Annotated in this window: 10 protein-coding genes; 5 read left to right on the forward strand and 5 right to left on the reverse strand. The window is 66.0% G+C overall.

Annotated features, from left to right (window positions below; translation table 11 throughout):
- Positions 1 to 88: 88 nt before the first annotated feature.
- The 4 genes from PPZ50_RS15580 to folD form a co-directional block, all read right to left on the reverse strand.
- Positions 89 to 223: a hypothetical protein gene (locus PPZ50_RS15580; RefSeq protein ID WP_269746891.1), complete on the reverse strand. Its 135-nt coding sequence runs from the start codon at positions 221 to 223 to the stop codon at positions 89 to 91.
- Between the two features lie 206 nt (positions 224 to 429).
- Positions 430 to 3,456, reverse strand: a complete 3,027-nt coding sequence (locus tag PPZ50_RS15585; RefSeq protein ID WP_420038494.1) for a TonB-dependent receptor plug domain-containing protein — start codon at positions 3,454 to 3,456, stop codon at positions 430 to 432.
- A gap of 283 nt (positions 3,457 to 3,739) precedes the next feature.
- On the reverse strand, positions 3,740 to 4,360 hold the full coding sequence (locus tag PPZ50_RS15590) for a MarC family protein (protein ID WP_066689270.1): 621 nt from the start codon (positions 4,358 to 4,360) through the stop codon (positions 3,740 to 3,742).
- Positions 4,357 to 5,232: a bifunctional methylenetetrahydrofolate dehydrogenase/methenyltetrahydrofolate cyclohydrolase FolD gene (gene folD, locus PPZ50_RS15595; protein WP_066689268.1), complete on the reverse strand. Its 876-nt coding sequence runs from the start codon at positions 5,230 to 5,232 to the stop codon at positions 4,357 to 4,359. The genes PPZ50_RS15590 and folD overlap by 4 nt, the downstream gene beginning before the upstream one ends.
- Positions 5,233 to 5,343: 111 nt before the next feature.
- On the opposite strand from folD, the gene PPZ50_RS15600 reads away from it, so the two are divergent.
- The 4 genes from PPZ50_RS15600 (at position 5,344) to PPZ50_RS15615 (ending at position 9,738) form a co-directional block, all read left to right on the forward strand.
- Complete coding sequence (locus tag PPZ50_RS15600; protein ID WP_084401393.1) at positions 5,344 to 5,646, forward strand: GIY-YIG nuclease family protein; 303 nt, start codon at positions 5,344 to 5,346, stop codon at positions 5,644 to 5,646.
- A 182-nt stretch (positions 5,647 to 5,828) separates the two neighbouring features.
- Positions 5,829 to 6,572 (forward strand): trehalose-phosphatase, encoded by a 744-nt coding sequence (gene otsB / locus PPZ50_RS15605; protein WP_066689266.1) that lies wholly within the window; start codon positions 5,829 to 5,831, stop codon positions 6,570 to 6,572.
- Positions 6,569 to 8,365: a glycoside hydrolase family 15 protein gene (locus tag PPZ50_RS15610; RefSeq protein WP_066689264.1), complete on the forward strand. Its 1,797-nt coding sequence runs from the start codon at positions 6,569 to 6,571 to the stop codon at positions 8,363 to 8,365. The genes otsB and PPZ50_RS15610 overlap by 4 nt, the downstream gene beginning before the upstream one ends.
- Positions 8,362 to 9,738, forward strand: coding sequence for an alpha,alpha-trehalose-phosphate synthase (UDP-forming) (locus PPZ50_RS15615; protein WP_066689262.1), 1,377 nt, complete (start codon positions 8,362 to 8,364; stop codon positions 9,736 to 9,738). The genes PPZ50_RS15610 and PPZ50_RS15615 overlap by 4 nt, the downstream gene beginning before the upstream one ends.
- Before the next feature lie 392 nt (positions 9,739 to 10,130).
- On the opposite strand, the gene PPZ50_RS15620 is transcribed toward PPZ50_RS15615, so the two are convergent.
- The gene (locus PPZ50_RS15620; RefSeq protein ID WP_272815465.1) at positions 10,131 to 11,651 is read right to left on the reverse strand and encodes a fumarate hydratase; all 1,521 of its coding nucleotides are present in this window, start codon (positions 11,649 to 11,651) and stop codon (positions 10,131 to 10,133) included.
- 120 nt (positions 11,652 to 11,771) lie between these two features.
- Between PPZ50_RS15620 and PPZ50_RS15625 the strand changes: the two genes are divergently transcribed.
- Positions 11,772 to 13,838 carry an EAL domain-containing protein gene (locus PPZ50_RS15625; protein WP_272815466.1) on the forward strand — a complete coding sequence of 689 codons (2,067 nt, stop codon included), beginning with the start codon at positions 11,772 to 11,774 and terminating at the stop codon, positions 13,836 to 13,838.
- Positions 13,839 to 13,862: the final 24 nt, after the last annotated feature.

The raw sequence follows: 13,862 nt of genomic DNA on the forward strand, positions 1-13,862 counted from the left end.
GCAAATTTGCCGCTTCTTACGGCAACATGCACAAAAAATGGGCGCCCCGTTGCCGGAGCGCCCATCAGTTTCACCAAGGTCGGTGGATTTAGAAGTCGACCCGTGCACCGACGCGGATGAAGCGGCCGAGGATGTTCGCGCCGGACCAGGCCGGGTTGAACTGGCCCTGGCTGTAGGCGGCGCTGGGGTCGAACGGGGCCTTCAGGTCAAGGACGTTCAACACGTTGGTGTAGATCGAGAAGCGGTCGCTGACCTTGTAGGTCGCCGACGGACTCCAAGGAAAGGAAGTCCGAGGTCAAACTACTGCGCGACCAGTGCAGGGAGCAGGCTCTCCACGAGACTTCAGCATCCGCCAAACCTCACCCACCCAAACAAAAAGGGGCAGCTCCTTGCGGAGCCGCCCCTCTTCTGGCGTCGATGGAACGGTTCTTACAGACCGACCTTCACACCCGCGCGGAAGTACCGGCCGAGGATGCCGAGGCCGCCCTGCACCGGGTTGTAGAGGTGCGCGCCATAGGTGACGTTGTCGAGCGGCGGCAGCCGGTCGAACAGGTTGATGGCGTTCACGTAGAAGGTGAAGCGATCGTTGACCTTGAACGAGGTGTTCAGATCGACGGTGATGTAATCGCTGACCTTGCAGGGGATGGTGCCGTCCGAAAGGCCGCAGTCACCCGCGGTGCCCGGACCGGTCTGGTCCTCCGCCGACAGGTCATACCCGTCGAAATAGTTGACCGTCGCGCTGACCAGCACGTCACGGAACTCGACCGTGTTCAGCCACGTACCACGCCACTGCGGCGTGCCCGAGCCTGCCGTCAGGTTGTAGTTGCCCAGCGTCCCTTCGTAGCGTTCCTTCGAACCGTCGGGGAAGGTCGTGCTCAGTTCGAGTATGTAGCTCGCCTCGAGGTTGCTCGACACGCGCAGGTCGTCGTTGAAGCGATAGTTGGCGTTGATCCCGAAATCGATGCCTTCTGACTTGATCGTGTTGGCATTGATGAAGGGCGACTGCACGAACGCGATGCGCGGACGCGCGGTCGGGTTGTTAATGTCGACCGCGTCCGGGATGACCGTGTAGCCGGCCGGGATCGCCTGACCCGCATAATAGGCGGCAATCGCCGGAGCGTTGTTCGCGGTCGTGATCGCGTCGGTCTTCTTGATGTTATAATAGTCTACCGTGAACGACACGTTGCGGATCGGTTCGAACAGGATGCCGGCAGTGTAGCTGCGCGACTTTTCCGCCTTCAGGTCCGGGTTCGAAATGCTCGTCTGACCGTAGGTCGCTGCCGAGATGTAGGACGGGCAGCGGGTATAGGTCGCCAGCGAGCAGCCATATTGCGACAGGAAGGCGTCGTTGTAGATGCCCTGCGTCGCGCTGACGTAACCGGTGGTCGGGAAGGTCGCATTGGCTTCGCCGAACGACGGGATACGGAAGCCCTTCGACCAGGTACCGCGCACCACCAACTGGCGGATCGGGGTGAACTTCGCACCGATCTTCGGCGAGAAATTGTCCTGGCCGCTCGAGTACTTGTCGTACCGGCCCGAGGCGTTGATCAGGAACTGATCGACGATCGGCGCTTCGAGTTCGGCATAGGCCGAATAAACGGTGCGGTTACCCTTGGCTGCGAAGCCGTTCAGGCGGAAATAGCGCTGCGTCGGGCCGTTGATGTCGCTATTGGCGCTGGGCGCATCGACCGCTTCGTAGCGGATCGCGGTGCCGACACCGATGGCGAGCGGACCGCCGGGCAGTTCGAACAGCGACGTCTGGACGCTGGCCTGTGCCTGGTACAGGTCGGACGTGGCGTTGTTGATGTTTTCCGGCGCGATCTGGTCCAGCACCGCCTGGCTGTTGGCCTGCGGATTGATGAAGTTGTAGCTGCCGGTGTTGACCGCGTTCAGCAGGTTCTGAATGCGGACATAGCCGTTCGCGCGGGTCTGCAGGTCGATGTGCATCGCCGTCGCGCCGACATTGTAGCTGACATTGTCGGTGATGTCGCCGGTAACGCCGAGTGCCGCACGATAGGCGCGGGTGCGCGTCTCGTTTTGTTCCCGCAGGTTCGGGATGCGCCCGATGATCGCCGCCGTCTGGTTCTGCGCCGCGAACGGGTTGTTCGGGTTCAACACCCGGTCGGCCGCGGTCGAGCAGTTCACGCCCGACTGGCAGATATAGACCGGCAACTGCAGGATGGTGTTGTTGCCATAGGCAGCGATATTCGCCGAGGTGCTGTAGCGCGGGAAGTAGAACCCGGCCGGCGCATTGCCGCGGATCGTTGCCGGCAGACCTTCATAGAAGGTGTTGGTCTGCAGGAAGTTGAATTCGCCATAGGCTTCGCCATTGTCGCCGAACTTCGCGGTGGCGCGGGCCGAACCGCCGAAGCGTTCGATACGCGGCGCAATGTTGCCATAGAGCAGGGTCAGGTCTTCCTGGCACACCACGCCATTGGCCGGCGCGGCGGCATTTTGCGCCAGCGCCAGTTCGGCGGTGCTCAGCTGCGCAGTGGGCAGGCCCTGGCAACCGTTCAGATACTGATAGCGGCTCGACACGCCCGGGATCGCGGCGCCGGTGATGGGATCACGCGGACGGACCGCGAACGGCGTGGTGATTTCGAAACCGCCGGTGTTGCCATCAGCTTCCGTGCCGTTCAGCACGCCGTTGGCACCGCAGTTCCCTTCGTAGCACACCTGACGCAGATCGTCGGTGTTGTAGGGATAGCGGCGGTTGGCGGCGCGCAGCGCTTCCGAACGATAATAGAAGCCGCTGCCATAGATGTTGAAGCCGTCGTCCGACAGGTCGCCGATACCGGCGGTCAGAGACATGCGATACTGGCTCGCATCGCCCCGCTCGGAAATACCGGCTTCGGCGCGGCCACCGACGCCCTTGAACTGCTTCTTGGTGATGATGTTGACGACGCCCGCGACCGCGTCCGCGCCGTAGAGCGACGATGCACCGTCGCGCAGGACCTGCACTTCCTGGACGATATCGTCGGGGATGGTGTTCAGGTCGACGAAGTTGCGCGTGCCGTCGTCGGCCAGCGGGTAATAGGCGCCACGCAGGCCGTCGAAGAGCACCAGCGTCGAGTTCGACGACAGGCCGCGCAGCGACACCGCCGACGCACCGCCGGCGAAGGCGCCGTTGGCGGTGAACGAGTTGGTCAGCGCCGGGCCGTTGTTCGACGACAGCGTCTGCAGGCCGTCCTGGATCGTCGCGAGACCGCGGCGGTCGAGGCTTTCGGTCGTCACAACGGTAACCGGCGACGGCGTTTCGGCGTCGGCGCGGCGCAGCAGCGAACCGGTGACGACGATCGTCTCGTCGTCTGTCTGGGCGGCGGTGGTCGTCGGAACGGTCGCCGGCTGGGCGGCCGGCTCGTCGGCCGTTACCGTCGACTGCGCGAAGGCCGGACCGGCGATCGTGCTGACGATGAGCGCGGACAAAGCCGCTCCGTGGCGCAACGACGTGCGCATTGAGATGGCAACCATGGAAACAGCAATCCCCTTTAACCCAGACGGGCGTTCCAAGCGGCCGACCCGCATCGCTGGCGGGCCGAACCGGGCAAGTATCGGGCGTTACAAGCCTATTTGTAAATACGGATGGCTGTATTCTAGAAATTACGTGTCAGCTGTAACTATTGCGCAACACTTTGTCATAGAACGGATAGTGTGAGGAAACGATCCGCCCGTGGCGAAGCGGCATGCCGCCGCCTCGCAAGCGTTGCGAAGACCCGCCCGGACCGGTCGGAAAACGGCGTTACAGGAAGCTCGCGCGGACCCCGTCGATGACGAACTGCGCCGCCAGCGCCGCCAGCAGCACGCCGAGCAGGCGGGTGATGACCGCCTCGATCCGCGCGCCCAGCAGCTTCATGATCGGGCCGGCCGCCAGCAAGGCCGCAAGCGTCAGGGCGAGGATCGTGCCCAGCGCCCCCAGCACGACGGCGCGCGCGCCCCAGTCGCCGACCTGGCTCATCAACAGCATGACGGAGGCGATCGACCCCGGCCCGGCGATCATCGGCATCGCCATGGGGAAGGTCGAGACGTCCTCAACCTCGGGGGTTTCGATGATCTTCTGCGCGCGGTCCTCGCGGCGCTGGGTGCGCTTTTCGAACACCATTTCCAGCGCGATCAGGAACAGCATGATGCCGCCCGCGATGCGGAAACTGTCGAGGCTGATCCCGAGCGCCTTCAGCAGCGCCTGTCCGAACAGCGCGAAGACGACGAGGATCGCGGTGGCGATGCCGACCGCGCGGATCGCCATCGACCGGCGCTGGATGTTCGACGCGCCAGTGGTCAGGCCGGCATAGATCGGCGCGCAGCCCGGCGGATCGATCACCACGAAAAAGGTGATGAACGACGAGACGAACAGCTCGATCACAGTGTCTTGTCGTCGAACGCGATGCCTGCCCGGCGATACGCCGCGACCAGCGTGTTGCGCAGCAGGCAGGCGATGGTCATCGGCCCGACCCCGCCCGGCACCGGGGTGATCGCGCCCGCGACCTCCTTCGCCGACGCGAAGTCGACATCGCCGACCAGTCCCGCATCGGTGCGGTTGATGCCGACATCGATCACGGTCGCACCGGGCTTGATCCAATCGCCCGGCACAAAGTTGGCCCGCCCCACTGCCGCCACGACGATATCGGCGCGGCGGACATGGTCGGCCAGGTCGCGGGTGCGCGAATGGGCGATGGTGACGGTGCAGCTCTCGGCGGTCAGCAGCGCCGCCATCGGCTTGCCGACGATGTTCGAGCGGCCGACGACGACCGCGTCCATCCCCGAGAGATCGCCCAGCACGTCGCGCAGCAGCAACAGGCAGCCATAGGGGGTGCAGGGCACCATCCCTGGCAGGCCGGTCGCCAGCCGGCCGGCATTGACCGGGTGAAAACCGTCGACATCCTTGTCCGGGTCGATGGTCAGCAGCACGGCGTCGCTGTCGAGATGCTTGGGCAGCGGCAGCTGGACGAGGATGCCGTCGACCGCCGGATCGGCGTTCAGCTGTTCGACCCGCGCGATCAGGTCGTCCTGCGACACATCGGTCGACAGGCGATGTTCGAAGCTGGCCATGCCCGCCTCGCGCGTCGCCTTGCCCTTCGAGCGGACATAGACGGAGGACGCCGCATCCTCGCCCACCAGCACGACCGCGAGCCCCGCCGGACGACCGGCAGCGGCCGCGAAGGCGGCGGCATGGGTGGCGACACGCGCGCGCAAATTCGCGGCGAAGGCTTTTCCGTCGATGATCCGGGCAGTCATAGGGGTTGCATAGAGGGTGGCGGCAGGGTTCGCCACCCCCGGATTTTGCTCCCCCACACACACGTCACCCCGGGCTTGACCCGGGGTCTCGCTTCTTCTTCTCTTCACATCATGGACGGAGAGCGGCAGGGAGGCTGGGTGTACATCATGGCCGACCGCTATCGTGGTGCGACCTATGTCGGTGTTACCGCTGATCTCTTAATTCGTATTCATCAGCATCGAACCGGTCACGGTTCGATCCATTGCGCCAAGTACAATCTTGCCCGCCTTGTCTGGGCCGAACGCGGTGACGACATTCTCGCGTGCATCGCGCAGGAAAAACGCATGAAGCGCTGGCACCGGGACTGGAAGTTCGAACTGATAGAACGCGGCAATCCAGATTGGCGTGACCTTTCTACAACCATCTTCGGGTGAAGAAGCGGGACCCCGGGTCAAGCCCGGGGTGACGAGGTGGAAGCGGCTAAGCCAACTCCCCGCCGTTGCGATCCGGGCGGGGTCAAGCCCGGGGTGACGTGGAGGCGCGGAGGATGCGCCCCCACGTCAAAATACACCGCACCTGCGAAACGATTTCCCCCGACCCGGCGTTCATCGGACCGATGCCCTACCAGGACCTCCCTCCCCCGCCCGCCGGCCTGCTCGACGACGCCGGCCTGTTCCTCGATTTCGACGGCACGCTCGTCGACCTGGCCGACCGGCCGGACGGCGTGGTCGTCGGCGACTCGCTCCACGCGCTGCTGCGCCGCCTGCCCGACCGGCTGGGCGGACGGGTCGCGATCGTCAGCGGGCGGTCGGTCGAGCAGATCGACGGCTTTCTGGGCGATACGATCCGCGACTTTGCCGTCGTCGGCAGCCACGGCGCGGAAATCCGCCCGGCCGGTGGCACCACCCTGCTGCCCGATCGCCCGGCCAGCCTGACCGCCGCCGAACGCGCGTTCAAGGATCGCTTCGCCGACGACCCGCGCATTGTGATCGAGATCAAGACATTGGGCGTCGCGATCCATTATCGCGGCGCTCCCGAAGTCGAACAGGAGGCGCATGCGCTGGTCGACGCCTTCGCGCAACGCGACGGGCTCACGGCACAGGCAGGCAAGATGATGATCGAACTGCGCATGGCCGGCCATGACAAGGGCACCGCGATCGCGACCCTGTGCGAGGACGCGCCCTTTGCCGGCCACGCGCCGGTGTTCGTCGGCGACGACCTGACCGACGAACCGGGCATGGTGGTCGCCGCGCATCATGGCGGGGCGGGCATCTTGATCGGACCGATGCGCGATACCGCCGCCGCCTACCGGCTGGACGATGTCGCCGCCTTTCTCGACTGGCTGGAGAAGAATGCATGACCGCGACGATGGACCTTTGGCCGATCGGGAATTGCCAGGTATCGGCGCTGGTCGACCGTAACGGACGGTTCGTCTGGGGCTGCCTGCCGCGAGTCGATGGCGATCCGGCCTTTTCCTCGCTGCTCGACGACCGGCGGCGCGGGTCGGACGGCGCGTTCGGCTTCTGGGAGATCGATCTCGACGGCTGTGTCGAGACGCAGCAGACCTATATCCGCAACACGCCGGTGCTGGTGACGCGCCATGTCGACGGCGACGGCAATGCGATCGAGGTCGTCGATTTCTGCCCGCGCTTCAAACGGCACGACCGCATGTATCGCCCGGTCGCCTTCTGCCGGATCGTGCGCCCGATCGCGGGGTCGCCGCGCATCCGCGTGCGGCTGCGCCCGTCGGTCAACTGGGGCAGCGCGCAGGCGGAGCGGACGCGCGGGTCGAACCATATCCGCTACCTGCTCGACAGCGAAGCGATCCGCCTGTCGACCAGCGCGCCGGTCGGCTGGATCGAGGACGAGCGGCTGTTCCGGGTCGAGCGCACGCTGCATTTCTTCCTTGGGCCGGACGAGAGCTTTTCCGACGAGCTGCCGGCTTCGGTCGAGCGGATGCTGAAGAACACCATCGACGAATGGCGCCACTGGGTCCGCGGCCTCGCCACCCCGGTCGAATGGCAGCAGGCGGTGATCCGCAGCGCCATCACGCTGAAGCTATGCCAGCACGAGGAAACCGGCGCGATCGTCGCCGCGCTGACCACCTCGATCCCCGAACATGCGAATAGCGGGCGCAACTGGGACTATCGCTACTGCTGGATCCGCGACGCCTATTATACGGTGCAGGCGCTGAACCGGCTGGGCGCACTGGACGTGCTGGAGGGGTATCTCGAATATTTGCGCAACATCGTTGACAATGCCGCCGACGGGCAGATTCAGCCGCTCTATGGCGTGGGCGGTGAGGCGACATTGGTCGAACGCGAGGCGGAGGGGCTGGACGGCTATCGCGGCATGGGTCCGGTGCGCGTCGGCAACCAGGCCTATGAGCAGATCCAGCACGACGCCTATGGCCAGATCATCCTGTCGAACGCACAAGGGTTCTTCGACCAGCGGCTGTTCCGCGTCGGCAAGCAGGCCGATTTCGAGGCGCTGGAGCCGATCGGCGAGCGGGCATGGGAAAGCTACGACAAGCCCGATGCGGGCCTGTGGGAACTGCGCACCAAGAGCCATGTCCACACCTATAGCGCGGCGATGTGCTGGGCGGCGTGCGACCGCCTCGCCAATGTCGCCGGCACGCTGGGCCTGACCGAGCGCGAGATCTTCTGGCGCGACCGGGCGACGGCGATGCGCGCCAAGATCGAGCGCGAGGCATGGCGGCCCGAGACGAACCGCATGTCGGCGACCTTCGGCGGCGACGATCTCGACGCCAGCATCATCCAGCTGCTCGACCTGCGCTTCCTCGAACCGAGCGACCCCCGCTTCATCGGCACGCTGGAGGCGGTGGAAAAGGGTCTGCGGCGCGGCAGCCACATGCTGCGCTATGCTGTCGAGGACGATTTCGGCCTGCCGCACACCGCGTTCAACGTCTGCACCTTCTGGCTGATCGAGGCGCTGCACGCGACCGGCCGCTATGACGATGCGCGCGAACTGCTGGAGGAGATGCTGTCGCGCTGCACCCCGGCGGGCCTGCTGTCCGAGGATATCGACCCCGAAACCGGGGAATTGTGGGGCAATTATCCCCAAACCTACTCGCTGGTCGGCATGATCAATTCCGCCGTCCTGCTGAGCAAGTCATGGAATGTCGTCAGATGAGTCGCTTGATCGTCATCTCGAACCGGGTGCAGGCCCCGCAGCCGGGCACCGGCGGCGGTGCGCAGGGCGGCCTTGCCGTCGCGCTGAACGCCGCGCTGGCCGAGGAGGACGGTATCTGGTTCGGCTGGTCGGGCGATACCAGCGACAATCGCGAACTCCGCTTCCAGACCTATGGCGGCGTCACCAGCGCGGTGATGGATCTGTCCGAGCAGGACGTGGAGGAATATTATGACGGCTATGCCAACCGGACGCTGTGGCCGCTGTTCCACTACCGGCTCGACCTGACAGAGTTCGAACGCGATTTCCAGGGCGGCTATGAACGGGTCAACCGCGTGTTCGGCGAACGCATCGGCCCGCATATCGAACCCGACGACCTGGTGTGGGTCCATGATTACCACATGATCCCGCTGGGCTGGGTGCTGCGGCAACAGGGGATCACCAACCGCATCGGCTTCTTCCTGCACATCCCGTGGCCGCCGCGCCGGCTGCTGACCGCGCTGCCCGACCATCGCCGGCTGGTCGAGGCGCTGTTCGCCTATGACGTGGTCGGGTTCCAGAACGAGGAATGGCTCGACAGCTTCTTCAACTATGTGAAGGAGGAGATGGACGGCACGGTCGACGGCAACAACGTCACCGTCGGCGGGCGCACCATCTGCGCGATCAGCTGCCCGATCGGGATCGAGGCGAAGGACTTCATCGCCGGCGCCGCTGGGCCGGTGGCGCGCGCGGCGCAGCTCAACCAGCTCGAAAGCGCGGTCGGGCGCAGCCTGATCGTCGGCGTCGACCGGCTGGACTATTCGAAGGGGCTGCCCGAACGCTTCGCCGGCTACGAACGCTTCCTGCAGAACCATCCCGACCGGCGGGCGTTGGTCTATCTGCTGCAGATCGCCCCGCCGTCGCGCACCGCGGTGCAGACCTATCGCGACATCCGCAACAACCTCGAACAGATGTCGGGGCGGATCAACGGGGCCTATGCCGATACCGACTGGGTGCCGATCCGCTATGTGAACAAGGGCTATCCGCGCGAGGTGCTGGCCGGCATCTACCGCGCGGCGCGGATCGGGCTGGTAACCCCTTTACGCGACGGCATGAACCTGGTTGCGAAGGAATATGTCGCGGCGCAAGATCCGCGCGATCCGGGCGTGCTGATCCTGTCGCGCTTTGCAGGTGCCGCGCAGCAGCTGTCGGTCGGGGCGCTGATGATCAATCCCTATAGCGCCGAGGACATCGCCGACGGCATCGACAAGGCGCTCCGCATGCCGCGCGCCGAGAGGATCGACCGGTGGCAGGCGATGATCGAAAATGTGGTGGAAGAGGACGTCATCTGGTGGCGCAAGCGGTTCATCGACGCGCTGTCGGCGGAGACGCAATAGCCGACCTGCGCGTCACCCCGGGTTTGACCCGGGGTAACGCTTCCTTGCGGCGGTAGAAGAAGAAGCGGGACCCCGGATCAAGTCCGGGGTGACGTGGGCGGGAAGGAAGTGTCCCGCCCCCGGCCCCCGGCCCCCGTCATCCCGGCGCAGGCCGGGATCCAAGGTTCCGCATGCGCCGAAGTCTTGGGGGTATGCGGTACGGTGGATCCCGGCCTTCGCCGGGATGACGAAGGGGAGAGGTAACGGCTCCGTGCCACTCCCTCGTCGTTCCCGCGCAGGCGGGAACCCATAGACGCTGACGGTTCGGATAGAGGCGCGAGCGTTGCGGCTATGGATTCCCGCCTTCGCGGGAATGACGACGGGGGCGTTACCGGCACACCTCGAACGAGTGGTCACGCCCCCTCGAGCAACCGCTCCTTCGCAATCTTCTCCCGCCACACCAGCGGGGCGAGGTGGTGGACATTCTGCCCTTCGCTATCCACCGCGACGGTGACCGGGAAGTCCTGCACCTCGAACTCGTAGATCGCTTCCATGCCGAGGTCCTCGAAGCCCACGACCTTCGACCCCTTGATCGCCCGAGCGACGAGGTACGCCGCCCCGCCGACCGCCATCAAATAGGCCGACTTGGCCTCCGCAATCACCTTGGTCGCGTCGGCACCGCGCTCCGCCTTGCCGACCATCGCCAGCAGCCCCTGGTCGAGCATCATGCGGGTGAACTTGTCCATGCGGGTGGCGGTGGTGGGGCCGGCCGGGCCGACCACTTCCTCGCCCACCGGATCGACCGGACCGACATAATAGATCACCCGGCCCCGGAAATCGACCGGCAGCTCCTCGCCCTTGGCGAGCATGTCGGCGATCCGCTTGTGCGCGGCGTCGCGGCCGGTCAGCATCTTGCCGTTGAGCAGCAGCCGGTCGCCATGCTTCCACGTCGCGACGACTTCGGGCGTCAGCGTGTCGAGATCGACGCGGATCGCCGCCTTATCCGGCGTCCAGTTGACGTCGGGCCAGTCGGCCAGATTTGGCTGTTCGAGATAGGCGGGGCCGCTGCCATCCAGCGTGAAATGCGCGTGGCGGGTCGCGGCGCAGTTGGGGATCATCGCGACCGGCTTGGACGCGGCGTGCGTCGGCCAGTCGAGAATCTTGACGTCCAATACGGTCGACAGGCCACCCAGCCCCTGCGCACCGATGCCGAGCGCATTGACCTTGTCCATCAGCTCGATGCGCAGCGCCTCGACATCGCTCTGGGGCCCGCGTGCCTTCAGCTGGCCCATGTCGATCGGTGCCATCAGCGATTCCTTGGCGAGCAGCATCGCCTTTTCGGCGGTGCCGCCGATGCCGATGCCGATCATGCCCGGCGGGCACCAGCCGGCGCCCATCTGCGGGATCATCTCCAGCACCCAGTCGACGATCGAATCGCTGGGGTTCATCATCTTGAACTTGGACTTGTTCTCCGACCCGCCGCCCTTGGCCGCGACATCCACATAGACCTTGTCGCCCGGCACCATTTCGACGTGCAGCACCGACGGCGTATTGTCCTTGGTATTGCGCCGGGTGAACGCCGGATCGGCGAGGATCGAGGCGCGCAGCTTGTTCTCCGGGTGCAGGTACGCGCGGCGCACGCCTTCGTCGACGACCTCCTGCAACGACCGGTCGCTGTCGAGCCGGCAATTCTGCCCCCACTTCACGAACACGGTGACGATGCCGGTATCCTGGCAGATCGGGCGATGCCCCTCCGCACACATCCGGCTGTTGGTCAGGATCTGCGCGATCGCGTCCTTGGCGGCCGGCGACGTCTCGGCGGCATAGGCCTCGCCCAGCGCGCGGATGTAATCCATCGGGTGATAATAGCTGATGAACTGGAGCGCGTCGGCGACGCTGTCGATCAGGTCGGTTTCGGTGATGGTGACGGTCATCGCGTGGTCCATGTCTGTCGAAAAATCTTTCCCGCCCTACAGGGGGACGACACTGGCTTGCAAAGAATTCGTTCACTTGTCGCACGCTATCCTCCCTTCGTATCACCCGGGGGAAGCGCATTGGCGAGCGGCGGTTTGAAGGCGGCACTGCGATCGTTGGTCCAGGGGACCGACGACAACGCACGCTCGCCCGGCGACCCCAGCCGGCGCCTGATCAGCGAAGCCGAGCATCACAGCCCCAACTGGTTCTGGCAGACCGACCGCAATGGGCGGATCTCCTATCTGAGCGACAAGATCGTCTCGGTACTGGCCGCCGCCGGGATCGATGCGATCGGCGCATCGTTGGTCGACGTGCTGCGCATCGCCGGCAGCGATTCGACCGCCGGCGACAACGAACGCACCATCGCCTTTCACCTGTCGGCCCGCACCGCCTTTACCGACTATGCCGTCACCCCCGCCTCAGCCACGCATACCGACCGCAGCTGGACCGTATCGGGCAGCCCGTTCACCGACCCCTATGGTCGGTTCGAAGGGTTCGTCGGCACCGGCACCGACATGGCCGCCGTGCGCCAATCGGATGCGGCGATCACCCGCCTCGCGCTGTTCGACAGCCTGACCGGCCTTGCCAACCGGCAACGGATGCGGATGTCGCTGGAACAGACCCTGGCCCAGCCGGGCTATGACGGCACCGCGCTGTTCCTCCTCGATCTCGACCGATTCAAGGCGGTCAACGACACGATGGGCCATCCGGTCGGCGACGCGCTGCTGAAGCAGGTGGCGCAGCGGCTGGAGCGGACGGTCGGCGATGCCGGGCTGGTCGGGCGGCTGGGCGGAGACGAGTTCCAGGTGATCCTGCCGCGCATCGCCAGCCGGTCGGACATGGTGACGCTGGCGCAGGCGATCATCACCGCGCTGTCGCAGCCCTATTTCCTGAACGGCGCCGCGGTATCGATCGGTTGTTCGATCGGCATCGCCGTATCGCCCGATCACGGCGCGACCCCCGACGCGCTGGTCGCCAATGCCGACCTCGCCCTCTATGCCGCCAAGGATGCCGGGCGCGGCGTCGCCCGCTTCTTCCACGACACCCTGCTGGATGGCGCGCGGTCGCGGCGACAGATGGAATCCGACCTGCGCGTCGCGCTGTCGCTCGACCAGATGCGCATCGTCTACCAGCCGGTCGTGGCGCTCGACGACAGCCGCATCACCGCGTTCGAAGCACTGCTGCGCTGGGAGCATCCGACGCGCGGGTCGCTCGAACCCGCCGAGTTCGTCGGCGTGGCGGAGGAGTGCCAGCTGATCGAATCGATCGGCGAATGGGTGTTGCGCACCGCCTGTCACGATGCCGCCGCCTGGCCCGGCGAGTCGCGGCTGGCGGTGCCGTTGTCGGGGGCGCAGTTCGCCAACCCCGCCCTGCCCGCGATCATCGCCAATGCCGTCGCGCGGTCGGGCCTGTCGCCCGAACGGCTGGAACTCGACCTCGACGAAGCCAGCGTGCTGCGCGACATGCGCGCCGCGGTCGGCAGCTTCGCCGCGCTGCACGGGATCGGCGTCCGCCTCGCGCTCGACGATTTCGGCGCGGGACCGGCGTCGATGTCCTGCCTGCGCCGGTTGCCGTTCGACCGGATCAAGCTCGACCGATCCTTCGTGCGCGGCGTGAGCGATCCCGAAGGCCGCAACGCCGCCGTCGTCCGCGCGATCACGACTCTGGGCGAGGCGCTGGGCATCGATGTCACCGCCAAGGGCGTGGAATATCAGGACGAACTGAACGCGCTGCGCGATCTGGGCTGCTCCGACGTGCAGGGTCTGCTCTATGGCCCGCCGGTCGACAATGCGGCGGCGGCATCGCGGCTACTGGCGGAGGGCGGCGCGATGACCCCGCGCGGTCCCAAGGCGCCGCGCGCGCCGCGCACCCGCATGCTGCGCTCGACCACGATCGAGCTGAACGGCACGCGCCGCTCCGCCCGCATCCGCGACCTGTCGAGCGACGGCGCGCTGATCGATCTCATCGATTTCGACGAAGCCGCGATCGGCACGACGCTCCGGATCGATACCGGCGGCGGGCAATGGGTGGCGGCGACGCTGCGCTGGGCAGAGGACGGCCGCGCCGGGCTGCACTTCGACCACCCGATCACCGTCGAACGCCGCGTGACCATCCGCCGCAGCAGCGTGCGCGAACCCGGGGCGTAACGCTCCCCCCTCCGTCTCCCCCCC

Source organism: Sphingomonas hankookensis, from assembly GCF_028551275.1.
GTDB classification, from domain to species: Bacteria; Pseudomonadota; Alphaproteobacteria; order Sphingomonadales; family Sphingomonadaceae; genus Sphingomonas; species Sphingomonas hankookensis_A.